We start from the raw sequence: 25,054 nt of genomic DNA on the forward strand, positions 1-25,054 counted from the left end.
AGGGGCCCGTTGAAGGTGTTGCTCACAATGCCAGGCTCATGACCACGGCATCTTCGCGCTGGCCCAGTTCGGCGGGGTAGTAGCGCTTGCGTTCGCCCACGCGGCGAAACCCGTGGGTCTGGTAGATGTGCTGGGCGCGCAGGTTGCTCATGCGCACTTCCAGCCACAGCCATTGGGCGCCGCGCCCGCGCGACCACAGGGCCAATGCGTCCAGCAGCACCCGCGCCCAGCCTTGGCGCTGGAATTCGGGGGTGACGGTGATGTTGAGCAGGTGCACTTCATCCACCCCCAGCATGGCCACAAAGTAGCCCAGCAGGTGCTCTCCGGCCATCAGCACCTGCGCCTGGTAGCCCGAGGCCATGGCATCGGTGAAGTTGCCGCGTGTCCAGGGGTGCGAATAGGCGCGTTGCTCCACCGCCAGCACGGCATCCAGCCGCGAGAGCGCGAGGGCTTCAAAGCGCGCCTCGGGCGCGCCGGCAGACGGGGTGGGCAAGGCGCTCATGGGGTCTGACAGGGATGATTCACTGGGGAGCGTCCACCGCGCGTTCTTGCTGGGCGGCGCGCAGCGCAGCCCGCTCGGCGGTGGTTTTCGCCACTTTATCGCGGATGTAGCGCGGCAGCGCATCGCTGGCGGGCACGCCTTCGCCCGCCGCCAGCAGGGCCGGGGCCAAGCGCAGCAGAGCGCTGGCCGTGGGCAGTGTGGCCACATGGGTGGCTGTGGGCGCCAGCCGTTCGCCGTAAGGTGCGCGCGCGTTGCCCGCCACCGTCCATCCTGCGGGCACGAGCACGGATTCCGGCGCTCCCAAGCCAAAGTCGGCATCGGTGTGCCAGCGGCCTTGGGCGCCGATCCACTCGCAGCGCGCGTGGTAGACCTCGTCCATGCGCGCGTCCAGCACCGCAACCACCTGCGTGCAGCCGTGCGCCTGGCGCGCTTCCTCGGCCACGGCCAGCAGGGTGTCCACGGGCAGCACCGGTATGCCGTGGCCCCCGTGCGCGCCAAACGCCAGTCCCTGGGCCACGGCGCAGGCGGTGCGCAACCCGGTGAAGGAGCCCGGGCCACGGCCAAACACAATGACCTCCAGCGTGTCGAACGACAGGTTGGCCTGCGCCATCAGGCTGCGCACTGTCGGAATCAGCGTGGCCGAAGCCTGCGCGCCCCCGGGGCCCGTGTGCTGCCACACGGCATCGCCGTGCTGGACGGCGATGGAAAGGGTGTCGGTGCTGGTGTCGAAAGCGAGCAGATTCATGGGGCCAGAGGGTTTGCGCGGCAAAAGGGGTCAGGGGGCGGTGCGGCCAGAGGCGGGCGTGGGCGGGACGACCACGCCCGCCTGACTTTTGCGCAGCACGCCCAGCAGGATACCGGCAGTCACCAGCAGCAGGCCGGCGACGAGGTTCCAGTACATTGGCTCGTCCAGAAAAATCACTGCACCGATGGCCGAGAGGCCTGGCACCAGGGCCGTGATCATGGTGGATCGCACGGGCCCATAGTGCTGGATCATGCGCGTGAAGCCGATGCCCGAGATCACCACCGAGCCGCCGCCCTGGAACACCATGTGGAAGACGATCTCGCTCCAAGGCGCCAGCGCCAAGCGGCTGGTGACGGCGCCCAGCGTGGTCAGCAAGGCATAGCCCGGCACATAGACCAGGCATGCAAACGCGGTGATCGCGATGGTGGCCTGCACGGCATCCACTGCATGGCGCCGGGCCAGCACGCTGTAGGTGGCCCAGCACGCGGCGGCCAGCATGAACAGCACATCGCCCTTCCACACATCCCCGCCCGAAAACGCCGCCAGCAGGCTGCGCCCGCCGACCAACAGGTCGCCTGCCACGATCAGGGCCAGGCCCGCCGCACGCAGCGGCGTGATGTGGTCGCGCAGCAGCACGGCAGCCAGCAGCGCCGTCCACAGCGGCAGGCTGCCCGGCATCAGCACCGCCGCATGGGTGGCCGGTGCATGGAAGAATCCCGCGTAGGCCAGCATGGCGTAAAGCAGCCCGCCGAAGGTGCCCAGCAGGGCCGTGGTGCGCAGCGGCAGGGGCGAGATGCCCGCCAGGCTGGAGGGCGGGGCGGCCGAGCCCAGCGCTGCGGTGCGCCGCCGCACCAGCCACCAGCCCCAGGGCAGCAAGACCAGGCTGGCACCGGTGATGCGCAGCAGGGCAATGTCGAACGGTGTGAGCGTGCGCTGGGCCGAGGCGCGGGCAATGACGATGAAACCCGTCCAGATGGTGACCGTCACGACCGCCGCCAGCAGGCCGATGGCACGAGGAGAAAAACGCATCGGGGGATTATCGGTGCGTGGGCGTGGCGGCGCTGGCATCCAGGTTCCTGGTCTCGCGCGGCCTGCGGGCGGCGCGCTGCCGGGCGATAGACTCGCGCCATGTTCTTGTTTCCTGATTCTTGGCGCCACTTCGCGCTGCGTGGTGCCCTGGGCGGTGTGGCGGTGTGGTTCGTTCTGGCGGGGGCTGCTGGCACGGCCCAGGCCCAGGCGGCGGCTCCCGCCCCGCTGCCACCGGAGGTCGAAGCCGCCCTGGGTCGTGCCAAGTTGCCGCGCGAGGCCCTGTCGGTGATGGTGGTGGATGTCCAGGGGGGCAAATCATCGCCTGCACGCCTGGCGCACCGGGCCCAGATGTCGGTGAATCCGGCGTCGGTGATGAAGCTTGTGACCACTTATGCAGCGCTGGAGCAACTGGGGCCCGCCTATGTGTGGAACACCCCGGTCTACGTGCAGGGCTTGGTGCAGGACGGCAGTCTGCGTGGCAATGTCTACATCCAGGGTCAGGGAGATCCCAAGCTGGTCATGGAACGCCTGTGGCTGCTGATGCGGCGCCTGCAGGGCCAGGGCATCCAGGTCATCGTCGGCGACATCGTGCTCGACCGCACGGCCTTTGACGTGCCCGACCACGACCCGGCACGTTTTGATGGCGAGCCACTGCGCCCCTACAACGCCGCGCCCGATGCGCTGCTGCTCAACTACAAATCGTCGGTGATGACCTTTGTGCCGGATTCCGCCGCAGGCCTGGCGCGTATCCAATACGACCCACCCCTGGCGGGTGTGGTGCGCCAGGCCACCGTCGCGCTGGCCGCGCCGGGCACCGAGTGTGGCGACTGGCGTGGCGCCTTGCGGGCGGAGCTGGCCGACCCCGCCAAGGTGAGCTTCCAGGGGGTGTACCCGGCCACCTGCGGCGAGCGCGTGTGGCCCGTGGCGGCGGTGGACCCACGCGGCTTTGCGGGGCGTGCAGTGGAAGGCATGTGGCGCGAGCTGGGGGGCAAGCTCACGGGCAGCGTGCGCGAGGGCAAGGTGCCGCCCGGCTTGAAACCCGCCTTCGTGGCCACCTCGCCCGCGCTGTCCGAAGTAGTGCGTGACGTGAACAAGTACAGCAACAACGTGATGGCGCAGCAGGTGTTCCTGACGCTGGCACTGCAGAAGAACGGTGTGGCCACCTTCGACGGTGCCCGCGAGGCCTTGCGCCAGTGGTGGCTGTCGCGCATCGGTGATGCCGAACTGCCCCTGGCCGACAACGGTGCAGGCCTGAGCCGCGATGCCCGCCTGACGGCGCAGGCGCTGGCTCGCATGCTGCAGGTGGCCTGGGTGTCCCCGGTGATGCCGGAGCTGGTGGCGTCGCTGCCCATCTCCGGGGTGGATGGCACGCTGCGCCGCAGCCAGAGCCGCGTGGGCACGGCCCATCTCAAGACCGGCAGCCTGCGCGACGTGATGGCCGTGGCGGGCTATGTGCACGCGGCCAGCGGGCGGCGCTATGTGCTGGTGGCTGTCGTCAACCATGCCAATGCCGGCGCTGCGCGGCCTGTGCTGGACAGCCTGGTCGACTGGACCGCGCGCGACCAGTGAATAATGAGGCGTTGCCCTGCCACACGCGCCAGAGCCTTCAGAACTTTCCCCCGTCCCATGCCCACCACCGAGCTCATCGGCTACCTCGCCGCCATCCTGACCACCTGCAGCTTTGTACCCCAGGCACTTCATACCTTTCGTACGCGGGATGTTCGGGGCATTTCGCTGGGCATGTACAGCGTGTTCACGGCCGGTGTGGCGCTGTGGCTGGTGTATGGGCTGACCCTGGCGGCCTGGCCCATCGTGGTGGCGAACGCCATCACGCTCGCGCTGGCGGGGACGATCCTGGGCATGAAGGTGGTCTACGGAGCGCGTGGCCAGCGCTAAGCGCGACTCGCAAAACGCTTCTGGTTTCGTTGCCGCAACTTGCCGTGCCGCGCGTACTGCTTGCGACTCAGCGCCTGGCCAGAACCGCTTCGCTGGGTTCTGTGCGTCGCTCCAAATGCTCGCCTGGGGCGGGCCGCTGTCACCTAGGCGTCTGCCCACTGGTTTGGTCCGCGTTATCCCCTATGGATGGTGCAGTGCAGGTGCGCGCACGATGCGTCGTTGTTTCTTGACCTGAGGTATCCATTCATGAAGTATTTCCGCCTTACCTGTGTTGCCGCCGCTGCGGTGCTGCTTGTCGCCTGCGGTGGCTCCGACGATCCAGACCGTGGCGCGTTGATTGACCCCCCTGCCGTCATGATGACGCTGACGGCCGCGCAGATCGATGCAGGCACCTCCAGCAGCGGCCTGCAGGCCATCAGCGGCAAGGCGAAATGCGATGTGAAGGTGGTGGCTCTCAATTACGCCACCGCAGGCGCCAAGAGTGGAGAGCACACCAACGCTTCGGGCGTGATGCTGGTGCCCGCAGGCAGCTGCAACACAGCCGCACCGCTGATCGCCTATGCCAAGGGCACCGATGTGCAAAAGCCCCGCACGCTGGCCAACCCGCAGGACAACGAAACCTTCCTGCTCGCCGCCATGTATGCCGCCCAGGGCTATGCCGTGGTGGCCACCGACTACCTGGGCTTTGCCAAGTCGGGCTACAGCTACCACCCCTACCTGCATGCCGACTCGGAAGCCACCTCGGTCATCGACTCGGTGCGGGCCGCACGCAATGCAGCGGGCACCGTAGGGGCCAATCTGTCGGGCAAAGTGATGTTCACGGGCTACTCGCAGGGCGGGCACTCGTCGATGGCAGCACACCGCTCTGCGGAACGCGACTACGGCACTGAATTCAATGTGGTCGCAGGTGCCCATCTGGCCGGCCCTTACAACCTGTCGGGCTCGCTGCGTATCCCGGACGCCATTGCGGGTGTGCAGTTCTTCGTACCTTATCTGGTGACGGCCTGGCAGAAAGTCTATGGAGACGTCTACACGGACGTGAAGCAGGTCTTCAAGGCCCCGTATTCGGGCTACATCGAGACCTTGCTGCCCAACCCTACGATGACCTACACCACGCTGCTCACCTCGGGCACCCTGCCCGCCGGTACGCCCAACCAGGCGCGGGATGCGCTGTTCCAGTCCGCGTTCATCACGGGCTCGCAGACCAGCACCACCCACCCTCTGTACCTGGCGGCCAAAAAGAATGACCTGCTGGGCTGGAGCCCCAAGGCCCGCGTGCTGCTGTGTGGCGGCGCAGGCGATCCCACCGTGCCGCCTGCGATCCACCAGCGCGTGATGAAGGCCGACTTCGACAGCCGGGGCCTGACCAACGTGGCATCGGTGGACGTCGATGCGGCCATTCAGGCCACCTTTGGCCCGGGTGGCCAGGCACCCACCGATCCGACATCGGCCGCATTTGCCACCTACTACGGCGCCTACCATGGCACCTACGAACCGCCGTTCTGCCATGCCCAGGCGCGAGCAGTGTTCGACATGGTCAAATAAGGCAGCCAGCAAGCGGCGGCGTGCCGCACAACAAAAAGCCGACCCTTGGGTCGGCTTTTTTGATGGCTGTGGTGCCTGCATAGAAGCTGCAGCGTGGCCACAGCTGCCAGTGGCCAAATTACCAGCGGGCGCGCAGGCGGTCGTAGGCGTAGGTGCCGAACTGGCGCTGCGCCGAGGGCGTGAGGTACACCGGGTCGGCAAACACGTAGGAGGTCTGGCTGGCGCCCGACAGCAGCGTGGACGGGGTGCACAGGGCCGAATTGACCTTTCCGGCGCCAATGCCGATGCCGTTGGTGGCGTCCACCGAGGTGCACACGGCGGTGGTGGCATTGTTGAAGCCGTAGTTGGCGGGCACGCCGGTATACAGGTTCACGTAGTAGGCCAGGTCCACATACAGCACGTTGGCACCCAGGTCCACGATGCCCACGAGCAGGCCGTCGTTGAAGCGGCTGCTGGCATCGGTCAGCAGTGCCTCGCGGCCGATGGCCTTGGCCCATGGGGTCTTGCTCAGGTCGTAGGTGCCGGTCACCACCACGTACTTGGCACCGGCGGTCACCAGGCGGCGCACCTGGGCGGCCATGTCTTCACCCGCCTGGCGGGCTGCGGCCACCATGGCGGCTTCGGTCTGGGTGCCTGCCTGCACGGCGGCCATGCCGGCGATCACGTCGCTGATGCCGCCGCTGAGGATCACCACATCGTTGGCCGCGAAGCTGCCGCTGGCCAAAAAGGTGTCGATCTGCTCGGTGATGGTGGGCGTGCTGGCGTTGCCAGCGGCATCGGGCTTGGCCTTGACGCGGGCATTGCCCACGGCATAGCTCTTGCCTCCCGCAGAGACGGCCGAGAGTGGCTTGCCATAGTTGGCGGCCACCTGCAGGGTCCAGTTGTTCACGCTGCCGTCGTTGACGGTATAGCGAGAGCCTTTTTGCCCCACATCGCTGTTGGCATCACCAAACGCGATGAAGCGCTCGGGCGTGATGGCCGATTCGGTGGTGCTGGAACCGCAGGCCGCGAGCAACGCGGCCGACGCACATGCGGCGACCAGTACGGTGCGGCGCATCCAATTTGCTGCCATGTATTTCTCCAGAAAAGTGGGGGGTAGTTTAGCGGTGCAACGTCAACGCATGTAAAGCCGCCTTGTGCGGCTGGAATCATGCGGCAGATGCACGTTGCAGGCGGTCGTGCACACCTTCCCACTCGGGCTCGGCGGGCGGGGTCTCGATCCAGATCAGTTTCACGCCATCGTCGTCAAAGCCGCGCAGCACCGCAAACAGTTGCTGGGCCGTGGCGGCCGCGTCGTCGGGCATGCGGCGCATCACGAGCTTGGAGGATTGGGTGCGCAGTGCGGCGCGGGCATAGACCGCGATGTGGGCGGCGTCGGCGCCCAGCAGGTCCAGGCCGGTCTGCAGGGCCTTGGCGTCCATCAGGCGCACCTTGGCGGCGGGCGCGTAGTGCGCTTCGAGCGTGCCCGAGGCGCGGGGCGTGAGCGCGGGCATGTCGTCCTTGGACAGCGGTGCAATGCCGCAGGCGGCCTCAATCTGCTCGCGCGTGATGGCGCCCGGGCGCAGCAGCACCGGCACACCGCGCGTGCAGTCCACGATGGTGCTTTCGATACCCACTTCGCACGGGCCGCCGTCGAGCACCAGCAGCCCGGCGCCCAGCTCGTCCTGCACATGCTGGGCGGTGGTGGGGCTCACGCGGCCAAAGCGGTTGGCGCTGGGAGCTGCCACGCCCCACACCGGCGGGCCACCTTGGGCCTCGCTGTCGCCCGGTGCGGCGCAGGCCAGCAGCAGGGCATGGGCCACGGGGTGGGCCGGGCAGCGCAGTCCCACGCTGTCCTGGCCGCCGGTGGCGGCGCCAGCCACGCCGGGCAGGCGCGGCAGGATGAGTGTGAGCGGGCCGGGCCAGAAGGCATCGACGAGCTTCTGTGCAAAACCCGGTACCTCGCTGGCGAAGTGGGCAATGCCCTCGGCATTGGCTACATGCACGATCAGCGGGTGGTCGCTGGGGCGTCCCTTGGCCGCAAAAATCTGCGCCACGGCGGCATCGCTGCTGGCGTCTGCTGCCAGGCCGTACACGGTTTCGGTGGGCAGGCCGAGCAGTGCGCCGCTGCGCACGGCCCGTGCAGCGGCGGCGATGGATGCGGGCTGGGTGCCGTCAAGAATCATGGTCAGAACGGTGCAATACCCAGCAGCGCAGCGGCCTGCAGGGCCGTGGCGCGCGCCGCCCCGGGGGTGGCGGCGGTGATGTTGAGGTGCCCCATCTTGCGGCCGCGCTTGGCCTCGCGCTTGCCATACAGGTGCAGGTGCGTGCCGGGCAGGGCCAGCACCTCGTCCCAAGGGGGCGTCTGCTCGGTGTCGCCATGGGCAAACCACAGATCACCCAGCAGGTTGAGCATCACGGCGGGGCTGTGCTGGCGCGGCTGCGTGAGCGGCAGGCGGGCCATGGTGCGCACCTGCAGCTCGAACTGCGACACGTCGCAGGCGTTCTGGCTGTAGTGGCCGCTGTTGTGGGGGCGGGGGGCGATTTCGTTCACCACCAGGCTGCCGTCCTGCAGCACAAAAAATTCCACGCAGAGCACGCCGACGTACTGCAGACCGTTTGCTATCGAAATTGCAGCTGCTACCGCTTGCTGAATAAGCGCTGGATGCAGATTTTGTTCAAAAACCTCCGTCACGGCCAGGATGCCGTCGCGGTGCAGGTTGCGCTGCACGGGCAAGTGCACGGTGGCGCCGTCGGCGCCGCGCGCCACGATCACCGAACATTCCAGCGCCAGGGGCAGCATCTTCTCCAGCACGCAGGGCACCTTGCCGACCGAGTCCCACGCAGCGGCGAGTTCGGCAGCGGTTTTCACGCGCACCTGGCCTTTGCCGTCGTAGCCCATGCGGGCGGTTTTCAGGATGCCGGGCAGTAGATCAGATGAAACTGCGGCCAGTTGCTCAGCCGTTTCGATCACCGTATACGGCGCGCAAGGCACACCGCAGGCGACGAAATGGGCCTTCTCCCGCGCACGGTCCTGCGCCACCGACACGGCGCTGGCGGCGGGCGACACGGGGCGCTGCGCGGCCAGCGCAGCCAGCGCCGCAGCGGGCACGTTCTCGAACTCGGTGGTCACCGCATCCGACAGGCGGGCCAGCTCGGCCAGGCCCTGCGGGTCTTCATAGCCGGTCTGGATGTGGTGGTGGCTCACCAGCCCGGCGGGGCTGGTCGGGTCGGCATCGAGCACGGCGGTGAAGTAGCCCATGGCCTGCGCCTGGTGCACAAACATGCGGCCGAGCTGGCCGCCGCCTAGCACGCCCAGTGTGGATCCCGGCAGGAGGGGCTGTGTCGCGTCGGTCATGCGGCGGGCGGCAGGGTCATGTTGCGCGCCACCTCGGTCTGCTCGGCGCGGAAGGCTTCGAGCCGCTGGCGCAGTTCGGGGCTTTCGTTGGCCAGCAGGGCCACGGCAAACAGGGCAGCGTTGGCGGCGCCTGCCGTGCCAATGGCAAACGTGGCCACGGGGATGCCCTTGGGCATCTGCACGATGGAATGCAGTGAATCCACGCCTTGCAGGTGGCGGCTGGCCACCGGCACACCCAGCACGGGCACCGTGGTCTTGGCGGCGATCATGCCCGGCAGGTGGGCAGCGCCCCCGGCCCCCGCAATGATGGCTTTGAGGCCCCGGCCCGCAGCGGCCTCGGCGTAGGCAAACATGTCGTCGGGCATGCGGTGGGCCGAGACCACGCGGGCCTCGTGCGGGATGCCGAACTGTTCAAGAATCTGCACTGCATGCTGCATGGTGTCCCAGTCGCTGCTGGAACCCATGACCACGCCGATCTGGATGGGTTTCATGGTGTGGAGGGTGCTGGTGGGCAGGTTGCGCCTGCCCCACCGCTGTAGGTGGAACCCGCGATTTTACTTTTTGCGCCCCCTGGCTGGTGTGGGGCTGTTTCGATGGGCCAAAATAGCGGGCAAACTGCTCCACAGGCCCCTGGCCCCCACACCATCATGATTGACGTCACCGTAGAGAACTTTGAAGCCGAGGTGGTTGCCGCCTCGATGAACGTGCCCGTGCTGGTGGACTTCTGGGCACCTTGGTGTGGGCCCTGCAAGTCGCTGGGACCGGTGCTCGAAAAGTTGGAGACCGACTATGACGGCCGCTTCAAGCTCGTCAAGATCGACTCGGACCAGGAGCAGCAGCTGGCGGGCATGTTCGGCATCCGCAGCATTCCCACCTGTGTGTTGCTCATGAACGGCCAGCCCGTGGACGGCTTCATGGGCGCCCTGCCCGAAGGCCAGGTGCGGGCTTTCCTCGACAAGCATGTGCCCACCGCCGAAGAACTGGTGGCGGAAATTGAGGAAGAAGAAGCCCAGGACGCCCTGGCCGAAGGCGACACCGGCACCGCGCTGGAAAAGCTGCAGCATGCCGTGGTGACCGATCCTTCCAACGACGACGCACGTTTTGACTACGTCAAGCTGCTGCTGCAGCTGCACCGCGAGGACGATGCCAAGGTGGCCTTTGCCCCCGTCATCGCCAAGGCCGCAGGCTCGCGCAAGCTGGGTGCGCTAAAGGCCTGGATGGATGCTATTGATTTCGTAGCTTCTGGCGCTTATGGAGAAAGCGCTGGGGCTGAATTTGATGCAAAAATTGCCACCAACAAGCGCGACTTTGACACCCGCTACGCCCGTGCCCGCTGGCTCATGGCGGGCCAGCGCTGGACGGACGCCATGGACGAGCTGCTCGAAATCCTCATGCGCGACAAGGCCTGGGGTGAGGAGGTCGCCCGCAAGACCTATGTGGCCATCCTCGAAATCATCGAACCCCCGAAGGTGAAGGTGGCCGACGGCCAGATCCCGCCCGATGATCCGGTGGTGGCGACCTACCGGCGTCGCTTGTCGAGCGTGGTGCTCAGCTGAGCGGGGTTCGCCCCACCAAAAAAGAAAGGCCCGGGAAGGGCCTTTTCTTTTTTGCGGTGGGCTGACGGACAGGTCAGGCCGTCAGCCGTTCCAGCGCTTCCCGGTACTTGGCGGCGGTTTTTTCGATGACTTCGCGCGGCAGGCGGGGGGCGGGCGCGGTCTTGTCCCAGGGCTTGCCGTTCACCTGCGCCTGTTCGAGCCAGTCGCGCACGAATTGTTTGTCGTAGCTCGGTGGGTTCTGGCCGGCGGCGAGAGCTGCTTCATAGCCTTCGACCGGCCAGTAGCGCGAGCTGTCGGGCGTGAGCACTTCATCCATCAGCACCAGCGTGCCATCGGGCGCCAGGCCAAACTCGAACTTGGTGTCGGCAATGATCATGCCTTTGGTGAGTGCGATCTCGGCTGCGGCTTTGTAGATCGCAATGCTCAGGTCGCGGATGCGGGTGGCCAGGTCGAGGCCAATCATTTCGACCGTGCGCTCGAACGTGATGTTTTCGTCGTGTTCACCCATCGCGGCTTTGGCGGCGGGGGTGTAAATGGGCTCGGGCAGCTTCGCGGCATTGGTCAGCCCTTCGGGCAGCGGCACGCCGCAGACCGAGCGCGATTCCTGGTATTCCTTCCAGCCGCTGCCGGCCAGGTAGCCGCGCACCACGGCTTCGACCGGGATGGGCTGCAGCCGCTGCACGAGCATGGACCGGCCACGGATCTGTGCCGCTTCTTCCGGGGATACCGCGCTTTCCGGTGCGTCGCCCGTCAGGTGATTGGGGCAGATATACCCGAGCTTGTCGAACCAGAACAGCGCCATCTGCGTGAGCAGCTCGCCCTTGCCTGGAATGGGCTCGCCCATGATCACGTCGAAGGCCGAAAGGCGGTCGCTGGCCACCATCAGGATGCGGTCGTCGCCCACGGCGTAGTTGTCACGCACCTTGCCGCGTGCCAGCAGGGGCAGCGACGTGAGGGCGGAGGTGTGCAGGGCGTTGGAGCTGGGCTGGGTCATGGTGTCGGTGTGGGCGATCGATGTGCGCTGCAGACAGGCCGAAAAACGGGGAGTGAGGCGCGGGAGCGGGTGAAGTTGTCACTGCGTTCGCGCAGCTTGCGGATTTTACGCGCGAGCCCGAAGCGTGCCTGCGGCGGGGGGCCGAACGGCGCCTGCGTGGAGGGCGGGCGATGCCCTGCGCGCGGGCCGCCCTTGCGGCACACTGTGTGGCCCTGAAGCTGACCGGGCCACCTTTGGCCACTCCCTGTGCCCTCACCCCCTGTACTCACCCCGCGCCGCGAACTGTGGCTGCTGCTCACCCTCGCGGGCATCCAGTTCACCCACATCCTGGACTTCATGATCATGATGCCGCTGGGTCCCCGGTTCACGCAGCTGTTTTCCATCAGCGACGCGCAGTTCGGGCTGCTCGTGTCGGCCTATACGCTCTCGGCCGGGGTGTCGGGTTTGCTGGCCTCCACCTACATCGACCGGTTTGGGCGCAAGCGCCTGATGCTGGTGTTGTATGTGCTGTTCGGGCTGGCCACGCTGGCCTGCGGCGTGGCACCTACTTACGGCACGCTGATGGTGGCGCGCATTCTGGCGGGGGCGTTCGGGGGCGTGTTGTCGGCCTTGTCGCAAACCATCGTGGCCGATGTGGTCCCGTTCGAGCGGCGCGGCCGGGCGATGGGCATCGTGATGACCTCTTTCTCCGTGTCCACCGTGGCGGGTGTTCCGCTGGGGCTGATCCTTGCCGAGCATGGGGGCTGGAACATGCCGTTCATTGCGATTGCCGCGATGGTGGGGGTGCTGGCCGTGCTGGCGGCGCGCACCATGCCCGCGATGACGGCCCATGTGCAGGCGGCCAGCGGCAGAACGGCGCTGGGTGGCATCGGCCAAGTGCTCGCAGATCCGAACCACCGCTGGGCGTTCCTGTTCTCTGCGTTGCTCATGTTTACAGGTTTTACGGTGATTCCCTACATCACCATCTACATGCAGACCAATGCAGGCGTGCGGGCCGATCAGATTCCATGGGCCTACCTGTGCGGGGGTGTCGCGACCCTGTTCACCGCCCGCCTGTTTGGCGGGTTGACGGACCGGCTCGGCAAGGTGCGAACGTTTCGCGGGCTGGCCCTGGCTGCGGCGCCCTGCCTGCTGGGCATCACGCTGGTGCAGGGCTTGCCGCTGTGGGGGGTGCTGGCGGTGTCCACCCTGATGTTTGCCTTCGTGAGCGGCCGGATGATTCCCGGCATGGCCATCGTTGCCTCCGCGGCGCAGGCGCCGTTGCGTGGCACCTTCATGACCCTGAACGCATCGGTGCAGTCCGCCGCCATGGGCGCGGCGTCTTTGGTGGGCGGGATGCTGATCAGCCGCGATGCGCAAGGGCTGGTGCAGAACTACTGGGTGGCTGCGCTGGTGGGCATTACAGCGAGCCTGTTGTCGATGCTGGTGGTGGGGCGGTTGACGCTGCATGGTGCGGCGCCTTCAGGGCGCTGAGCCAAGGCCCGCTGTCTTGGGGCGTGTGCTGCCTGTCAACTCAGCCATTGTGCGCGCTTTCCGGGCGCTTGGCACCTTGGCGGGCATAACCCAGCGGGCGGGGGCGGAATGGGATTGCTTTTCAGGAAGGGCAGGGGCATAGTGACTTCACGTCAACGGGATGCATCCAAGTTCGCCGGGCCGCTCCTCTGATCCAGGGCGGCGTTTCTTCCACAGAGAGTGTTACAGGAGACTTATTTATGAACCTGACGATCAGCGGTCACCACCTCGAAGTTACCCCAGCCTTGCGCAACTACGTCACCACCAAGCTGGACCGGATCACCCGCCATTTTGACCAAGTTGTCGACGTCAAGGTACTGCTGACGGTAGAGAAGCAAAAGGAGAAGGAAAAGAGGCAGCGAGCGGAATGCAATATCCACGTCAAGGGCAACGACCTGTTTGCCGAGAGTTCCCACGCAGACCTGTATGCCGCCGTGGATGAGCTGGTGGACAAGATGGACCGCCAGGTCGTGCGCCACAAGGACCGACTGCAGGACCACCACCACGAAGCCGCCAAGCGCGAACTGCACGCTTGATGCGCCAGCCCTGAGCCTGGCACAGCAGCCGCCCCTTTTGGGCGGTTTTTTTGTTGCCCACAGCGCCGCGCTCAGGGTTTTCGCCAATATGTGCATAATTGTTACCCTTGACCATGAATCGACTCGCCTCCATCCTGCCTTCCGCTCAAGTGCTTGTGAGCGTGGACGCCACCAGCAAGAAGCGTGCTTTTGAAGAAGCGGGTCTGCTGTTCGAGAGCCAACACGGCCTCTCGCGTGCGTTGATCACCGACAGCCTTTTTGCGCGTGAGCGCCTGGGCTCCACCGGTCTGGGCCATGGCGTGGCCATTCCCCACGGGCGCATCAAGGGGCTGAAAGCTCCCATGGCGGCGGTGTTCCAACTGCTGAATCCGATTGGGTTCGATGCCCCGGACGAGTTGCCTGTGGGCCTGCTCATTTTTCTGCTGGTGCCCGAAGCGGCCACCCAGAAGCACCTTGAAATCCTGTCCGAGATTGCCGAACTGCTCAGCGATTCGGCCCTGCGTGAAAGGCTCAAGGCCTGCACCGATGCCGCCGAACTGCACGGCATGATTGCGGGCTGGCAGTCCACGCAAACGGCCTGAGCCCGTCGGGCGCTGCGCACTTTCGCTGATTCGCCGTGAAACCCAATGTTGTCAGTGCCGATGTTCTTTTTGAGGAATTTCGCGGCCCCCTGAAGTGGGAGTGGGTGGCCGGGCTGGGGGCTTCCGAGCGACGCTTTGACGAAGTGGCCGTGCGGTCCGCGCGCTCCGGGGCCGATCTGGTCGGCTACCTCAATTACATCCATCCCTACCGCGTCCAGATCCTGGGCGAGCGCGAGATTGCCTATCTCGGCAGCGCTTCGCCCGACGATTGCAAGCGCCGCATCGCACGCATCGTGACGCTGGAGCCGCCGGTGCTGGTGCTGGCCGACAACCAGACCGCACCTGACGCGCTGGTGTCGATGTGTGAGCGCGCGCAGATCCCGATGTTCTCGACGCACGAGTCGTCGGCCTTCGTGATCGACGTGTTGCGGGCCTACTTGTCCAAGCACTTCGCCGACCGCACCACCATGCACGGTGTGTTCATGGACATCCTGGGCCTGGGCGTGATGATCACCGGCGAATCGGGCCTGGGCAAGAGCGAGCTCGGCCTGGAGCTGATCTCGCGCGGTAACGGTCTGGTGGCCGACGATGCGGTGGATTTGTTCCGCATCAACCAGACCACCATCGAAGGCAAGTGCCCCGAGCTGCTGCAGAACCTGCTGGAAGTGCGCGGCATCGGCCTGCTGGACATCCGCGCCATCTTTGGCGAGACGGCCGTGCGCCGCAAGATGCGCCTGAAGCTCATCGTGCACCTGGTGCGCAAGGAAACGCTGGAGCGCGACTACGAGCGCCTGCCCTACGAGCCGCTCACCCAGGACGTGCTGGGCGTGCCCGTGCTCAAGGTGGTGATCCAGGTGGTGGCCGGCCGCAACATCGCCGTGCTGGTGGAAGCTGCAGTGCGCAACACCATCCTGCAATTGCGCGGCATTGATACCTACCAGGAATTTGTGGAGCGGCACCGCCGCGCCATGGAGCGCGACACCGGCGTCTGACGCAGGCGTCTGCACGCCGACTGGCGCTGCATGTGCCAGCGCCCCCGCGCAAGGGCCGCCCCGCCGCTGCCCTCGCAGAGAAGGCGCGAAGCGCTTCAGGGGAAAACTTATTTACTTGCGCAGTTTGCGCATTGGCCATACAGGGCCATGGTGTGGTCTTGTACCAGCCACCCCTTGGCCTTGGCCACGGCCTGCTGGCGCTTTTCAATTTCAGGGTCGTAAAACTCTTCGACCTTGCCGCAGGATGTGCAGATGAAGTGGTCGTGGTGCTGCCCTTCATTGAGCTCGTACACCGCCTTGCCACTCTCGAAATTGCTGCGGATCAGGATGCTTGCCTGCTCGAACTGCGTGAGCACACGGTAGACCGTGGCCAGCCCGATGTCCGAGCGCTCTTCCAGCAGCACCCGGAACACATCTTCCGCCGTCATGTGGCGCTGTCCGCCCTTCTGGAAAATCTCCAGAATCTTCAGGCGGGGCAGGGTGGCCTTGAGTCCCGTGCTTTTGAGTTCGTCGATGTTGGTCATGGCATGGTCTTTCGGGATGCGGGCCTTCGCCTCAAGGTTGGAAGGCCTGCCGCTACAATGGGGCGATCATATCCTCAGCCCTTTTACCCATGCCCGTCAAAGCCCGTTGCAGCGCCCGCCTGGGCCTGGTCCTTTTGATCAGTGCCAGCGTGGCCGCCCTGGCCGGTTGCAGCAGCCTGGATGGCGCCAGTACCCGCATTGCCAGCATTGTCACCCCCTACAAAATCGACGTGGTGCAGGGCAACTTTGTGTCGCGCGAGCAGGTCGAGGCCCTGCAGCCCGGCATGAGTCGCCAGCAGGTGCGCGAGATCCTGGGCACGCCGCTGGTCACCAGCCTGTTCCATGCGGACCGCTGGGAATACGTGTTCACGCTCAAGCGCCCGGGTCAAGAGGTCCAGACCCGCAAGCTGACCGTGTACTTCAAGGGGGATGGGCTGGACCGCTCCGAAGGCGACCCGATGCCCACCGAGACCGAATTCGTGGCCACGCTGGGCTCGCGTGGCTCCAAGGGCAAGGTGCCCGTGCTGGAGGCCACACCGGAGCAACTGGCCCGCTACCCTGCGTCCCAGCGGCCATCTGCCTCCCCGACGGCGGCGCCGCTGGAGCCCGCATCCGTCAGCTATCCACCGCTTGAAGCGCCTGCCCGCTGATTCTTGCGGTCTGGCAACGGGTAGATGGATGTCTGCCGCACTTCAACGTCAACGTACAGGACACTCATGACAGGGACCCCTTCGCCTGCCCCCACATCCACGCCCTCGCGCGCCCTCCGTGTCGCCGTCGCCGGTGCATCCGGCCGCATGGGCCGCATGTTGATCGAGGCCCTTCGCGCCAGTGACGACTGTGTGCTGGCGGGCGCGCTGGACGTGCCGTCCAGCCCAGGCATTGGGTCGGATGCCACCGCCTTTCTCGGCCATGCCAGCGGCGTCACCATCACGGCCGACATTGCTGCGGGCCTGAAAAATACCGACGTCCTGATCGATTTCACGCGCCCCGAAGGCACTCTGGCCCACCTGGCCGTGTGCAGCGAACTCGGGGTGAGGGCCGTGGTTGGCACCACGGGCTTCACCGACGCGCAGAAGGCTGAGATTGCCGTCTTTGCCCAGCGCACCGCCATCGTCATGGCACCCAACATGAGCGTGGGCGTGAACGTTACGCTCAAGCTGCTGCAGATGGCGGCGAAGGCCATGGCCACGGGTTACGACATTGAGATCATCGAAGCCCACCACCGCCACAAGGTGGATGCGCCCTCGGGCACTGCGCTCAAGATGGGCGAGGTGATTGCCGACGCCATGGGGCGCGACCTCAAGGAGTGTGGTGTGTACGCCCGCGAAGGCGTCACGGGCGAGCGCGACCCGTCCAGCATCGGTTTTGCCACCATCCGCGGCGGCGATATCGTGGGCGACCACACCGTGCTGTTTGCCGGCATCGGCGAGCGCATCGAGATCACGCACAAGTCCTCCAGCCGCTCCACCTATGCGCAGGGCAGTCTGCGTGCAGTGCGGTTCCTCGCCGGGCACAAGACGGGCATGTTCGACATGTTCGATGTGCTGGGCTTGAACTAGGCCGCTGGCTTTCCATGGACGCCCTTCATTGGTGGCGCCAGGGCGATGCGGTGACCCAGGGCGCGGCCCTGGTGCTCTTGGCCATGTCGGTGGCCAGTTGGGTGGTCATTGTCTGGAAGCTGCGGCTCATGCGCCAGGCCAGTGCCGATGTGGCCCGCTGCACGGCGGCGTTCTGGCAGGCACCATCCATGGAGGTTGCAGCGCAACGTTTGCAGTCTTTTGACCGTGCTGCGCTTGTCCTGCCGCTGGTTGTTGCTGCAAATTCAATAGCAAATTATTCCAACCCCACTGGGCAGGCCACCCTGGCTGCCGCAGGCAGCCTGTCGCAGCGGCTCACCCGCGTGCTGCGCGACGCCTTGCACGACGTGCTCGGGCGCCTGCAGTTCGGCCAGGTGCTGCTGGCCACGGTGGGCTCCACCGCACCGTTCGTGGGGCTGCTGGGCACCGTGTGGGGCATTTACCATGCGCTGACCGCCATGGCAGGCGCGGGCCAAATCACCATCGACCGCGTCTCCGGCCCCGTGGGCGAAGCGCTGGTGATGACGGCGGCCGGGCTGGCCGTGGCGATCCCCGCCGTGTTGGCCTACAACGTGTTTGGTCGCCTGATTGGCCGCATCGAGGCGGACCTGGAAGGCTTTGCGCGCGATCTGCGCGAACTGCTGATCGACACGGCGCCGCCCGCCGATTCGCGGTCCTGAATCCCTGGAGGTCTGCTTCAGCCATGGCCTTCGGAAGACTCGAACGCACCACGGGGCCCCAGCCCATGAGCGACATCAACATGACGCCGCTGGTGGATGTGATGCTGGTGCTGGTGGTCATTTTTATTCTCACGGCACCACTCATGGCCAGTTCCATCCGGCTTGAGCTGCCACGCGCCGAGGGTGCCACTCCTGGAGCGGCGCCACAGTTCGTCACGCTGGTGGTCGATGCGTCGGGCCAGGCCTTTCTGCAGGATGAGCCCCTGTCGCAGCCCGCGCTGGCTGAGCGCCTGCGCCGCATCGGCGCCGAACGGCCCGACACCGAAATCCAGCTGCGTGCCGATGCGGCCGTGCCCTATGGGCGTGTGGTCGAGGTCATGGGCGCGGCGCACCTGGCTGGGCTGCAGCGCATCGGTTTTGTTGCCGAGCCACAGTCCGCAGGGGGGCCGCCAGCCCCTGCCAAAGCCCCCTGAAACCGCCGTGCGCCGTCGAGCCAACCGGTCTGCGCAGGCCACTGGCGGCGGTGGGCGCGAAATGCGGTGCCTGACAGCCTAAAATCTGCGCAGCGCGGCCCTGCGGCCACACCCCCCTCTCACCCCCGAGCCCCCATGCAAGACAAATACTCCCCCCAAGACGTCGAGCGCGCCGCGCACGACCACTGGACCGCCACCGACGCCTACCGCGTGACGGAAGACAACAACAAGAAGAAGTTCTACGCCTGCTCGATGCTGCCCTACCCCAGCGGCAAGCTGCACATGGGCCATGTGCGCAACTACACCATCAACGACATGCTCACGCGCTACCTGCGCATGAACGGCCACAACGTGCTCATGCCCATGGGCTGGGACGCGTTCGGCCTGCCGGCCGAGAACGCAGCGCTGAAAAACGGCGTGCCCCCCGCCAAGTGGACGTACGAGAACATCGCGTACATGAAGCAGCAGATGCAGGCCATGGGCCTGGCCATCGACTGGAGCCGCGAAGTCGCCACCTGCGACCCTACGTACTACAAGTGGAACCAGTGGCTGTTCCTGAAGATGCTGGAAAAGGGCATTGCCTACCGCAAGACCCAGGTCGTGAATTGGGACCCGGTGGACCAGACCGTGCTGGCCAACGAGCAGGTGATCGACGGCAAGGGCTGGCGCACTGGTGCCACGGTGGAAAAGCGCGAGATCCCCGGCTACTACCTCAAGATCACCGACTACGCCGACGAGCTGCTTGATTTCGTGACCGGCGACAAGCTGCCTGGCTGGCCCGAGCGCGTGAAGCTGATGCAGGAGAACTGGATCGGCAAGAGTGAAGGCGTGCGTTTTGCCTTCACGCACGACATTCGCGGTGACGACGGCACGCTGATCGGCGACGGCAAGATGTACGTGTTCACCACGCGCGCCGACACCATCATGGGCGTGACCTTCTGCGCCGTGGCGCCCGAGCACCCGCTGGCCACCCATGCCGCCAAGACCAACCCTGCATTGAAAGCTTTCATCGAAGAGTGCAAGAGCGGCGGCACGACCGAGGCCGAACTGGCCACGCAGGAAAAGAAGGGCCAACCCACGGGCCTGTTTGTCACGCACCCCCTGACCGAAGAACAGGTCGAGGTCTGGGTGGGCAATTACGTGCTGATGGGCTACGGCGATGGCGCCGTGATGGGCGTGCCCGCGCACGATGAGCGCGATTTTGCTTTCGCCCTCAAGTACGACCTGGAGATCAAGCAGGTGGTGCTGGTCGATGGCGAGCACTTCGACTACCACCAGTGGAACGACTGGTACGGCGACAAACAGCGCGGTGTCACCATCAACTCCGACAGCTTCAGCGGTCTGCACTACAAGGAGGCCGTGGCGGCCGTGGCCCACGCTCTGCAGGCCAAGGGCCTGGGCGAGACCAAGACCACCTGGCGCCTGCGCGATTGGGGCGTGAGCCGCCAGCGCTATTGGGGCACGCCCATCCCCATCATCCATTGCGATGAACACGGTGCCGTGCCCGTGCCCGAGAAGGATCTGCCGGTGGTGCTGCCCACCGACTGCGTGCCCGATGGCTCGGGCAATCCGCTGCACAAGCACGAGGGTTTCCACGCCGGTGTGACCTGCCCCGTGTGCGGCAAGGCCGCACGCCGCGAAACCGACACCATGGACACCTTCGTGGACAGTTCCTGGTACTTCATGCGGTATTGCGATCCCAAAAACGACGATGCGATGGTGGCTGACGGCACGGCCTACTGGATGCGCGATCCGCAGGCGGCCAAGGGCGGCAGCGGGATGGATCAGTACATCGGCGGTATTGAGCATGCCATCCTGCACTTGCTGTACGCCCGCTTCTGGACCAAGGTCATGCGCGACCTGGGCCTGGTGACGGTGGACGAGCCTTTCACGAAGCTGCTCACGCAGGGCATGGTGCTCAACCACATCTACTTCTGGCGCGATGAAAAGGGTGGCAAGAACTACTTCCCGCCGGAAGCCGTCACGCAGGTGCTGGATGCGCAGGGGCGGATCGTGGGCGGCCGGCTGACCGAGGCCGAAGGCCAGTATCCCCAAGGCCTGCAGCTGGAATACGGCGGTGTGGGCAAGATGGGCAAGACCGAGCGCAATGGTGTCGATCCGCAGGACCTGATCGCCAAGTACGGCGCCGACACGGCCCGCCTGTACACCATGTTCACCGCCCCGCCCGAAGCCACGCTGGAGTGGAACGACGCGGCCGTGGAGGGCAGCTACCGATTCCTGCGCCGCGTATGGAACTTCGGGCTCAAGCTGTCTGCTATGGATATGGAAGCGGCTACCGCAAGCGTGGCAAGCGCCAGCAGCCTGAAAGAGGTCGAATTTGGCAAAGAAGCCAAGGCCCTGCGCCTGGAGATCCACACCGTGCTCAAGCAGGTGGACTACGACTACCAGCGCATGCAGTACAACACCGTGGTCTCGGGCGCGATGAAGATGATCAACGCGCTCGAAGACTTCAAGGCCACCGACTCGGCCGGCGCCCAGGTGGCGCTGATCGAAGGTTTTGGCATCCTGCTGCGTTGCCTGTACCCGGCCACCCCCCACGTCGCCCACAGCCTCTGGAGCGGCCTGGGCTATGCGGCCGAGCTGGGCGACCTGCTGGACGCGCCCTGGCCCAAGGTGGACGCGCATGCGCTGGTGCAGGACGAGATCGAGCTCATGCTGCAGGTCAACGGCAAGCTGCGTGGCTCCATCCATGTGCCTGCGCAGGCCGACAAGGCCGAGATCGAACGGATTGCCCTGGCCAGCGAGGCGTTTGTGGCCCAGGCTGCAGGCGCGGTGCCCAAGCGCGTCATCGTGGTGCCCGGTCGCCTCGTGAACGTGGTCGTGTAACCGTCATGAACAAGCGCACACTGCTCTCCCTCGCGCCCGTGGCCCTGCTGTCCGCCTGCGGCTTTCGGCTGCGGGGCGTGCCCGAGTTCGGGTTTGACTCGCTCTACATCGCGGCGCCTGCGGGCTCGCCCCTCGCGCGGGAGCTGCAGCGCACGCTGGAGGGTTCGGGCGGCAAGTTGCAGCTGCTGCGCGACCCGGCGTCCATGCCCACCGCCCAGGCCATCCTGGACCTGCTGCAGGAGCAGCAGGAGCGCGCCGTGGTGGGGCTCAACGCGTCCGGCCAGGTGCGCGAACTGCAGCTGCGCCTGCGCATCAGGTTCCGGCTGCGCACCCCGGCAGGTGCCGAACTGATTCCCGAGACCGAACTGCTGCAGCAGCGCGACATCAGCTACAACGAAACCATCGCCCTGGCCAAGGAGGCCGAAGAGGCGCTGCTGTACCGCGACATGCGGACCGACCTGGTGCAGCAGCTCATGCGCCGCCTGGCTGCCGCAAAGCGCTGAGCCCAGGGCGTGAGGCTGTGGCCTCCTGTCGGTAGTGCACTGCGGTGCAGCTTGCAGCGATAGCGCCGTGCCGGGCGCCGGCGACGGGCGAGGCACAGGCGAGGACATCGCCTCCCTTCCCGCATCGCGCAGCGATACGAGAGAAGAGCTGCTGCTGGCGGCCAGCACTGGGCGGCGGCGCAGCCGCTCAGGGGGATGTCCGCATCAGCGTGCTCTTGCCAAACAGCGACTCCACCAAGTCCACCGCCAGCACGGCCGTGCGGTTGCGCACATCGAGCGCGGGGTTGAGTTCCACAATGTCCAGCGACGCCAGGCGCCCACTGTCGGCAATCATCTCCATGCACAGCTGCGCCTCGCGGTAGGTAGGGCCGCCAGGCACCGTGGTGCCCACGCCGGGCGCGATGTCGGGGTCCAGAAAATCCACATCAAAGCTCACATGCAGATGGGTCTGGGCGTCCAGACCGGCCAGCGCCTGCTGCATGGTCTGGCGCATGCCCACCTCGTCGATGTAGCGCATGTCGAAAACTTCCAGACCCTGCTCGTGCACGAAGCGTTTTTCGCCCGCATCGACGCTGCGGATGCCGATCTGGCGGATCTGGTCGGAGCGCAATGCGGCGCCACCCCCCGGCATCTGGGCCAGCCCGGTCAGCGCCTCGGGGCCAAAACCACACAGGCAGGCCACGGGCATGCCGTGCACATTGCCGCTGGGGGTCAGCGCGCTGGTGTTGAAGTCGGCATGGGCATCGAGCCACAGCACGCGCAGTTTTTTGCCCGCCTCCGCGCAGTAGCGCGCCACGGCACCGATGCTGCCCAGGCCCAGGCAGTGGTCGCCGCCCAGCAGGATGGGCAGGTGGCCCAGCTGCAACTCGGCATACACCGCATCGAACACGCGCTGGTTCCATTCCACCACCTCAGGCAGGTGGCGGTAGCCATCCACGGGCGGTTGCCAGGGGTTGGCTGGGCCACTCAAGTTGCCCCGGTCGAATACCTGCAGCCCGTGCGATTCCAGCGCCGCCTGCAGTCCCGCCACACGCAGGGCCTCGGGCCCCATCGAGGCGCCGCGCGCTCCGGCGCCGATGTCGGTGGGGGCGCCGATCAGGCTGGTGGGCTGGGCGCTGCGCAGGGCTGTGGGGGGCATGGTGCAAGGGCTTTCGGAGAGGGCTAGGGGGATCGATGTGGGCGGTGCGGGCGCGGGCGCCCGGGAGAATTCTCGGGGCTTTGGGCGCCAATGAACAGTAAAAGAGCTGATCAGTCCGTGGCCTCCATCGCGCACTGTGTGGGGAGAGCCTGGCAGTTTGTGCAAGGGGCCGCGTGGCAAGGCGATAAACTTTGCCGCATGCAAGTCGCCCTGGCCCAACTCTCACCGCATCTTCAACGGGGCCTGTCGCCGCTTTACGTGCTGCACGGCGACGAACCCTTGCTGCAGCAGGAGGCGGCCGACACCATCCGCGCCACGGCCCGTGCCCACGGTTATACCGAACGGACTTCGTACACGGTAGCAGGTGCTCACTTTGACTGGAGCGCCGTGCTGGCTGCAGGCGGCAGTTTGAGTTTGTTTGCCGACAAGCAGATCGTCGAGATCCGCATCCCCTCGGGCAAGCCCGGCAAGGATGGCAGCGTGGCGCTGCAGCAGATTGCTGAATCCGCCAAGGGCAACGACAGCACGCTCACGCTGGTGATGCTGCCGCGCCTGGACAAGGCCACACGCACCGGGGCCTGGTTTGCGGCGCTGGAGTCCAGCGGCACCTCGATCCAGATCGACCCCATCGAGCGCGGCATGTTGCCGCAGTGGATTGCCCAGCGCCTGGCCGCCCAGGGCCAGCGTGTGGTGGCGGGCGAGGAGGGCCAGCGCACGCTGCAGTTCTTTGCCGACCGCGTGGAGGGCAACCTGCTGGCCGCGCACCAGGAGATCCAAAAACTGGCCCTGTTGCATCCGGCGGGTGAACTGACGCAGGCCCAGGTTGAAGCCGCCGTGCTCAACGTGGCCCGCTACGATGTGTTCAAGCTCTCCGAATCGGTGCTCGCCGGGCAGACGGGCCGCGTGCAGCGCATGCTCGACGGCCTGCAGGCCGAGGGCGAGGCCGAAGTGCTGGTGCACTGGGCGCTGGCCGAAGACATCCGCGCCCTGAAACGCGTGAAAGACGCCATGAACGCCGGCCGTCCCCTGCCCATGGCCCTGCGCGAAAACCGCATCTGGGGACCCAAGGAGCGGCTGTTCGAGCGCATCCTGCCCAAGGCCAGCGATGCGGCGCTGGCACGCCTGCTGCAGTCGGCCCACACGGTCGATGGCATTGTCAAAGGCCTCAAGCAGCCCGATTGGCCGACCGATGGCTGGCAGGCGCTGCAGCGGCTGGCGTTTCAGCTGTGCAGGCTGACGCAGGCGGCACGCTAAGCCCCACCGCTGGGCGTCAGGGCTTTGGTATTTTTTGGCCCCTGGCGCTTATCTGGTAAGCGCTGGTAGCTATCAAATAAGTAGTGTTTGACCGCATCCAGGTGTGTGGCTCAAGGCTGCTCCAGCACCCCCCGCGCCTTGTCCACCCACATCCGCAAACTGTCGAGCAAGTCTTTCTGGCTGAACGAGCAGCTTTCTTCGGAGAAGAGAGCACTGGATTCGAGTCGGTCCAGCAGGTCATGCAGCACGGTTGCATAACGGGGCGGTAGCGCTGCAAGGAGCGCAGTCTGCGCACGGGCTTCGGCGCTGAAGGTGGCAGGACGGACGTCACCGCGCTGCAGGGCCACCAGGGAGGTGTCCAGCGCGTGCAATTGAAGGGCGGCATTCGACATGCGCCGAATTATCTCCGCCGGGTGGCGAAAAAGCCGGTCCGCCGGATCGCGGGCCTGGTGCCCGCTGACCCAGCAATTCGTTGATTATTTGTCGGCGAGTACGAAAGTGACCTGCATGTTCACCCGGTAGCTCGTGATGCGGCCGCCTTCGATGGAGACCTGCTGTTCCTTGATCCATGCGCCGCGCACGTTGTCAATGGTGTCGCACGCCCGTGCAATGCCTTGGTTCATGGCGTCCTCAAAACTGGTTTCGCTGGTGGCGCTGATTTCAATAACTTTGGCGACGCTCATGGGAGTTCCTAAAAGTGGGCAGAAGCCGCCATGCTAGGAATCCTGCGTTCGGCAGGCTGTGGGACAAGGGCGCCTTGCGGCGTCAGCGTGGGCAATGGGGGCGCCCCGCTGGCGAAGGGCCGCCCATAAAAGGCGAATGCAGCCCGC

At 66.0% G+C, this 25,054-nt stretch carries 27 protein-coding genes; 15 read left to right on the forward strand and 12 right to left on the reverse strand.

Features of this window, described 5'->3' with window-relative positions:
- Window positions 1-22: 22 nt before the first annotated feature.
- Genes rimI through ASE39_RS13275 form a run of 3 tightly spaced genes read right to left on the reverse strand, consistent with a single transcriptional unit; the run spans window position 23 to window position 2,276 of the window.
- The gene (gene rimI, locus ASE39_RS13265) at window positions 23-502 is read right to left on the reverse strand and encodes a ribosomal protein S18-alanine N-acetyltransferase (protein WP_057271407.1); all 480 of its coding nucleotides are present in this window, start codon (window positions 500-502) and stop codon (window positions 23-25) included.
- A 19-nt stretch (window positions 503-521) separates the two neighbouring features.
- Window positions 522-1,247 (reverse strand): tRNA (adenosine(37)-N6)-threonylcarbamoyltransferase complex dimerization subunit type 1 TsaB, encoded by a 726-nt coding sequence (tsaB, locus tag ASE39_RS13270; RefSeq protein WP_057271408.1) that lies wholly within the window; start codon window positions 1,245-1,247, stop codon window positions 522-524.
- Window positions 1,248-1,277: 30 nt separating this feature from the next.
- Window positions 1,278-2,276: a DMT family transporter gene (locus ASE39_RS13275; protein ID WP_057271409.1), complete on the reverse strand. Its 999-nt coding sequence runs from the start codon at window positions 2,274-2,276 to the stop codon at window positions 1,278-1,280.
- A 99-nt stretch (window positions 2,277-2,375) separates the two neighbouring features.
- Between ASE39_RS13275 and dacB the strand changes: the two genes are divergently transcribed.
- The 3 genes from dacB (at window position 2,376) to ASE39_RS13290 (ending at window position 5,717) form a co-directional block, all read left to right on the forward strand.
- Window positions 2,376-3,845, forward strand: a complete 1,470-nt coding sequence (dacB, locus tag ASE39_RS13280; RefSeq protein WP_057271410.1) for a D-alanyl-D-alanine carboxypeptidase/D-alanyl-D-alanine-endopeptidase — start codon at window positions 2,376-2,378, stop codon at window positions 3,843-3,845.
- A gap of 57 nt (window positions 3,846-3,902) precedes the next feature.
- The gene (locus ASE39_RS13285) at window positions 3,903-4,172 is read left to right on the forward strand and encodes a SemiSWEET transporter (protein WP_010464262.1); all 270 of its coding nucleotides are present in this window, start codon (window positions 3,903-3,905) and stop codon (window positions 4,170-4,172) included.
- A 246-nt stretch (window positions 4,173-4,418) separates the two neighbouring features.
- Window positions 4,419-5,717, forward strand: a complete 1,299-nt coding sequence (locus ASE39_RS13290; RefSeq protein ID WP_010464261.1) for a lipase family protein — start codon at window positions 4,419-4,421, stop codon at window positions 5,715-5,717.
- Between the two features lie 118 nt (window positions 5,718-5,835).
- Here the strand turns inward: ASE39_RS13290 and ASE39_RS13295 are convergent, their stop codons facing one another.
- The 4 genes from ASE39_RS13295 to purE form a co-directional block, all read right to left on the reverse strand.
- The gene (locus tag ASE39_RS13295; RefSeq protein ID WP_057271411.1) at window positions 5,836-6,789 is read right to left on the reverse strand and encodes an SGNH/GDSL hydrolase family protein; all 954 of its coding nucleotides are present in this window, start codon (window positions 6,787-6,789) and stop codon (window positions 5,836-5,838) included.
- A 76-nt stretch (window positions 6,790-6,865) separates the two neighbouring features.
- Window positions 6,866-7,882, reverse strand: a complete 1,017-nt coding sequence (locus ASE39_RS13300) for an L-threonylcarbamoyladenylate synthase (RefSeq protein ID WP_057271412.1) — start codon at window positions 7,880-7,882, stop codon at window positions 6,866-6,868.
- A 2-nt stretch (window positions 7,883-7,884) separates the two neighbouring features.
- Entirely contained in the window at window positions 7,885-9,054 is a 1,170-nt protein-coding gene (locus ASE39_RS13305; protein ID WP_057271413.1) for a 5-(carboxyamino)imidazole ribonucleotide synthase, read from the reverse strand.
- Window positions 9,051-9,545, reverse strand: coding sequence for a 5-(carboxyamino)imidazole ribonucleotide mutase (gene purE / locus ASE39_RS13310; RefSeq protein ID WP_057227318.1), 495 nt, complete (start codon window positions 9,543-9,545; stop codon window positions 9,051-9,053). The genes ASE39_RS13305 and purE overlap by 4 nt, the downstream gene beginning before the upstream one ends.
- Window positions 9,546-9,701: 156 nt before the next feature.
- On the opposite strand from purE, the gene trxA reads away from it, so the two are divergent.
- The gene (gene trxA / locus ASE39_RS13315; RefSeq protein WP_057271487.1) at window positions 9,702-10,610 is read left to right on the forward strand and encodes a thioredoxin; all 909 of its coding nucleotides are present in this window, start codon (window positions 9,702-9,704) and stop codon (window positions 10,608-10,610) included.
- A 73-nt stretch (window positions 10,611-10,683) separates the two neighbouring features.
- Here the strand turns inward: trxA and ASE39_RS13320 are convergent, their stop codons facing one another.
- Window positions 10,684-11,604 (reverse strand): phosphoribosylaminoimidazolesuccinocarboxamide synthase, encoded by a 921-nt coding sequence (locus tag ASE39_RS13320; protein ID WP_010464249.1) that lies wholly within the window; start codon window positions 11,602-11,604, stop codon window positions 10,684-10,686.
- A 246-nt stretch (window positions 11,605-11,850) separates the two neighbouring features.
- On the opposite strand from ASE39_RS13320, the gene ASE39_RS13325 reads away from it, so the two are divergent.
- The 4 genes from ASE39_RS13325 (at window position 11,851) to hprK (ending at window position 15,225) form a co-directional block, all read left to right on the forward strand.
- Window positions 11,851-13,077: an MFS transporter gene (locus tag ASE39_RS13325; protein WP_010464247.1), complete on the forward strand. Its 1,227-nt coding sequence runs from the start codon at window positions 11,851-11,853 to the stop codon at window positions 13,075-13,077.
- Between the two features lie 239 nt (window positions 13,078-13,316).
- Window positions 13,317-13,652, forward strand: coding sequence for a ribosome-associated translation inhibitor RaiA (raiA, locus tag ASE39_RS13330; RefSeq protein WP_010464246.1), 336 nt, complete (start codon window positions 13,317-13,319; stop codon window positions 13,650-13,652).
- 113 nt (window positions 13,653-13,765) lie between these two features.
- Entirely contained in the window at window positions 13,766-14,233 is a 468-nt protein-coding gene (locus tag ASE39_RS13335; RefSeq protein ID WP_055395439.1) for a PTS sugar transporter subunit IIA, read from the forward strand.
- Window positions 14,234-14,268: 35 nt separating this feature from the next.
- On the forward strand, window positions 14,269-15,225 hold the full coding sequence (hprK, locus tag ASE39_RS13340; RefSeq protein WP_010464242.1) for an HPr(Ser) kinase/phosphatase: 957 nt from the start codon (window positions 14,269-14,271) through the stop codon (window positions 15,223-15,225).
- A 107-nt stretch (window positions 15,226-15,332) separates the two neighbouring features.
- Here the strand turns inward: hprK and fur are convergent, their stop codons facing one another.
- Complete coding sequence (gene fur / locus ASE39_RS13345) at window positions 15,333-15,749, reverse strand: ferric iron uptake transcriptional regulator (protein ID WP_010464241.1); 417 nt, start codon at window positions 15,747-15,749, stop codon at window positions 15,333-15,335.
- Window positions 15,750-15,838: 89 nt separating this feature from the next.
- Here fur and ASE39_RS13350 point away from each other — a divergent pair, with 89 nt between their 5' ends.
- The 6 genes from ASE39_RS13350 to lptE all read left to right on the forward strand — a co-directional run bounded on the left by ASE39_RS13350 (window position 15,839) and on the right by lptE (window position 21,832).
- Window positions 15,839-16,399, forward strand: coding sequence for an outer membrane protein assembly factor BamE (locus ASE39_RS13350; protein WP_057271414.1), 561 nt, complete (start codon window positions 15,839-15,841; stop codon window positions 16,397-16,399).
- Between the two features lie 66 nt (window positions 16,400-16,465).
- On the forward strand, window positions 16,466-17,311 hold the full coding sequence (dapB, locus tag ASE39_RS13355) for a 4-hydroxy-tetrahydrodipicolinate reductase (RefSeq protein ID WP_029414124.1): 846 nt from the start codon (window positions 16,466-16,468) through the stop codon (window positions 17,309-17,311).
- Between the two features lie 14 nt (window positions 17,312-17,325).
- Window positions 17,326-18,009: a MotA/TolQ/ExbB proton channel family protein gene (locus tag ASE39_RS13360; RefSeq protein ID WP_057271415.1), complete on the forward strand. Its 684-nt coding sequence runs from the start codon at window positions 17,326-17,328 to the stop codon at window positions 18,007-18,009.
- A 23-nt stretch (window positions 18,010-18,032) separates the two neighbouring features.
- Window positions 18,033-18,482, forward strand: a complete 450-nt coding sequence (locus ASE39_RS13365) for a biopolymer transporter ExbD (protein ID WP_010464232.1) — start codon at window positions 18,033-18,035, stop codon at window positions 18,480-18,482.
- 135 nt (window positions 18,483-18,617) lie between these two features.
- Window positions 18,618-21,329: a leucine--tRNA ligase gene (leuS, locus tag ASE39_RS13370; RefSeq protein ID WP_057271416.1), complete on the forward strand. Its 2,712-nt coding sequence runs from the start codon at window positions 18,618-18,620 to the stop codon at window positions 21,327-21,329.
- Window positions 21,330-21,334: 5 nt separating this feature from the next.
- Window positions 21,335-21,832 (forward strand): LPS assembly lipoprotein LptE, encoded by a 498-nt coding sequence (gene lptE / locus ASE39_RS13375; RefSeq protein WP_010464229.1) that lies wholly within the window; start codon window positions 21,335-21,337, stop codon window positions 21,830-21,832.
- Window positions 21,833-22,019: 187 nt separating this feature from the next.
- On the opposite strand, the gene rocF is transcribed toward lptE, so the two are convergent.
- Window positions 22,020-22,970, reverse strand: a complete 951-nt coding sequence (rocF, locus tag ASE39_RS13380) for an arginase (protein ID WP_057271417.1) — start codon at window positions 22,968-22,970, stop codon at window positions 22,020-22,022.
- 198 nt (window positions 22,971-23,168) lie between these two features.
- Between rocF and holA the strand changes: the two genes are divergently transcribed.
- Complete coding sequence (gene holA, locus ASE39_RS13385) at window positions 23,169-24,224, forward strand: DNA polymerase III subunit delta (protein WP_057271418.1); 1,056 nt, start codon at window positions 23,169-23,171, stop codon at window positions 24,222-24,224.
- Between the two features lie 110 nt (window positions 24,225-24,334).
- Here holA and ASE39_RS13390 read toward each other — a convergent pair whose 3' ends face one another.
- Both ASE39_RS13390 and ASE39_RS13395 read right to left on the reverse strand, forming a co-directional pair.
- Window positions 24,335-24,616: a hypothetical protein gene (locus ASE39_RS13390; RefSeq protein WP_057227303.1), complete on the reverse strand. Its 282-nt coding sequence runs from the start codon at window positions 24,614-24,616 to the stop codon at window positions 24,335-24,337.
- Window positions 24,617-24,700: 84 nt separating this feature from the next.
- The gene (locus ASE39_RS13395) at window positions 24,701-24,907 is read right to left on the reverse strand and encodes a dodecin family protein (RefSeq protein WP_057227300.1); all 207 of its coding nucleotides are present in this window, start codon (window positions 24,905-24,907) and stop codon (window positions 24,701-24,703) included.
- Window positions 24,908-25,054: the final 147 nt, after the last annotated feature.

The organism is Acidovorax sp. Root267, assembly GCF_001429215.1.
In the GTDB taxonomy this organism is placed as follows: domain Bacteria; phylum Pseudomonadota; class Gammaproteobacteria; order Burkholderiales; family Burkholderiaceae_C; genus Acidovorax; species Acidovorax radicis.

Bases quoted from the DNA above. Each gene is read 5' to 3' on its own strand.
- holA (WP_057271418.1), top strand. From the start codon at position 23,169: ATGCAAGTCGCCCTGGCCCAACTCTCACCGCATCTTCAACGGGGCCTG.
- fur (WP_010464241.1), bottom strand. From the start codon at position 15,749: ATGACCAACATCGACGAACTCAAAAGCACGGGACTCAAGGCCACCCTG.
- lptE (WP_010464229.1), top strand. From the start codon at position 21,335: ATGAACAAGCGCACACTGCTCTCCCTCGCGCCCGTGGCCCTGCTGTCC.
- ASE39_RS13285 (WP_010464262.1), top strand. From the start codon at position 3,903: ATGCCCACCACCGAGCTCATCGGCTACCTCGCCGCCATCCTGACCACC.
- ASE39_RS13395 (WP_057227300.1), bottom strand. From the start codon at position 24,907: ATGAGCGTCGCCAAAGTTATTGAAATCAGCGCCACCAGCGAAACCAGT.
- dacB (WP_057271410.1), top strand. From the start codon at position 2,376: ATGTTCTTGTTTCCTGATTCTTGGCGCCACTTCGCGCTGCGTGGTGCC.
- ASE39_RS13300 (WP_057271412.1), bottom strand. From the start codon at position 7,882: ATGATTCTTGACGGCACCCAGCCCGCATCCATCGCCGCCGCTGCACGG.
- dapB (WP_029414124.1), top strand. From the start codon at position 16,466: ATGACAGGGACCCCTTCGCCTGCCCCCACATCCACGCCCTCGCGCGCC.
- purE (WP_057227318.1), bottom strand. From the start codon at position 9,545: ATGAAACCCATCCAGATCGGCGTGGTCATGGGTTCCAGCAGCGACTGG.
- ASE39_RS13365 (WP_010464232.1), top strand. From the start codon at position 18,033: ATGGCCTTCGGAAGACTCGAACGCACCACGGGGCCCCAGCCCATGAGC.
- leuS (WP_057271416.1), top strand. From the start codon at position 18,618: ATGCAAGACAAATACTCCCCCCAAGACGTCGAGCGCGCCGCGCACGAC.
- rocF (WP_057271417.1), bottom strand. From the start codon at position 22,970: ATGCCCCCCACAGCCCTGCGCAGCGCCCAGCCCACCAGCCTGATCGGC.
- ASE39_RS13305 (WP_057271413.1), bottom strand. From the start codon at position 9,054: ATGACCGACGCGACACAGCCCCTCCTGCCGGGATCCACACTGGGCGTG.
- raiA (WP_010464246.1), top strand. From the start codon at position 13,317: ATGAACCTGACGATCAGCGGTCACCACCTCGAAGTTACCCCAGCCTTG.
- rimI (WP_057271407.1), bottom strand. From the start codon at position 502: ATGAGCGCCTTGCCCACCCCGTCTGCCGGCGCGCCCGAGGCGCGCTTT.
- trxA (WP_057271487.1), top strand. From the start codon at position 9,702: ATGATTGACGTCACCGTAGAGAACTTTGAAGCCGAGGTGGTTGCCGCC.
- ASE39_RS13350 (WP_057271414.1), top strand. From the start codon at position 15,839: ATGCCCGTCAAAGCCCGTTGCAGCGCCCGCCTGGGCCTGGTCCTTTTG.
- ASE39_RS13290 (WP_010464261.1), top strand. From the start codon at position 4,419: ATGAAGTATTTCCGCCTTACCTGTGTTGCCGCCGCTGCGGTGCTGCTT.
- ASE39_RS13275 (WP_057271409.1), bottom strand. From the start codon at position 2,276: ATGCGTTTTTCTCCTCGTGCCATCGGCCTGCTGGCGGCGGTCGTGACG.
- ASE39_RS13335 (WP_055395439.1), top strand. From the start codon at position 13,766: ATGAATCGACTCGCCTCCATCCTGCCTTCCGCTCAAGTGCTTGTGAGC.
- ASE39_RS13390 (WP_057227303.1), bottom strand. From the start codon at position 24,616: ATGTCGAATGCCGCCCTTCAATTGCACGCGCTGGACACCTCCCTGGTG.
- ASE39_RS13295 (WP_057271411.1), bottom strand. From the start codon at position 6,789: ATGGCAGCAAATTGGATGCGCCGCACCGTACTGGTCGCCGCATGTGCG.
- ASE39_RS13360 (WP_057271415.1), top strand. From the start codon at position 17,326: ATGGACGCCCTTCATTGGTGGCGCCAGGGCGATGCGGTGACCCAGGGC.
- tsaB (WP_057271408.1), bottom strand. From the start codon at position 1,247: ATGAATCTGCTCGCTTTCGACACCAGCACCGACACCCTTTCCATCGCC.
- ASE39_RS13320 (WP_010464249.1), bottom strand. From the start codon at position 11,604: ATGACCCAGCCCAGCTCCAACGCCCTGCACACCTCCGCCCTCACGTCG.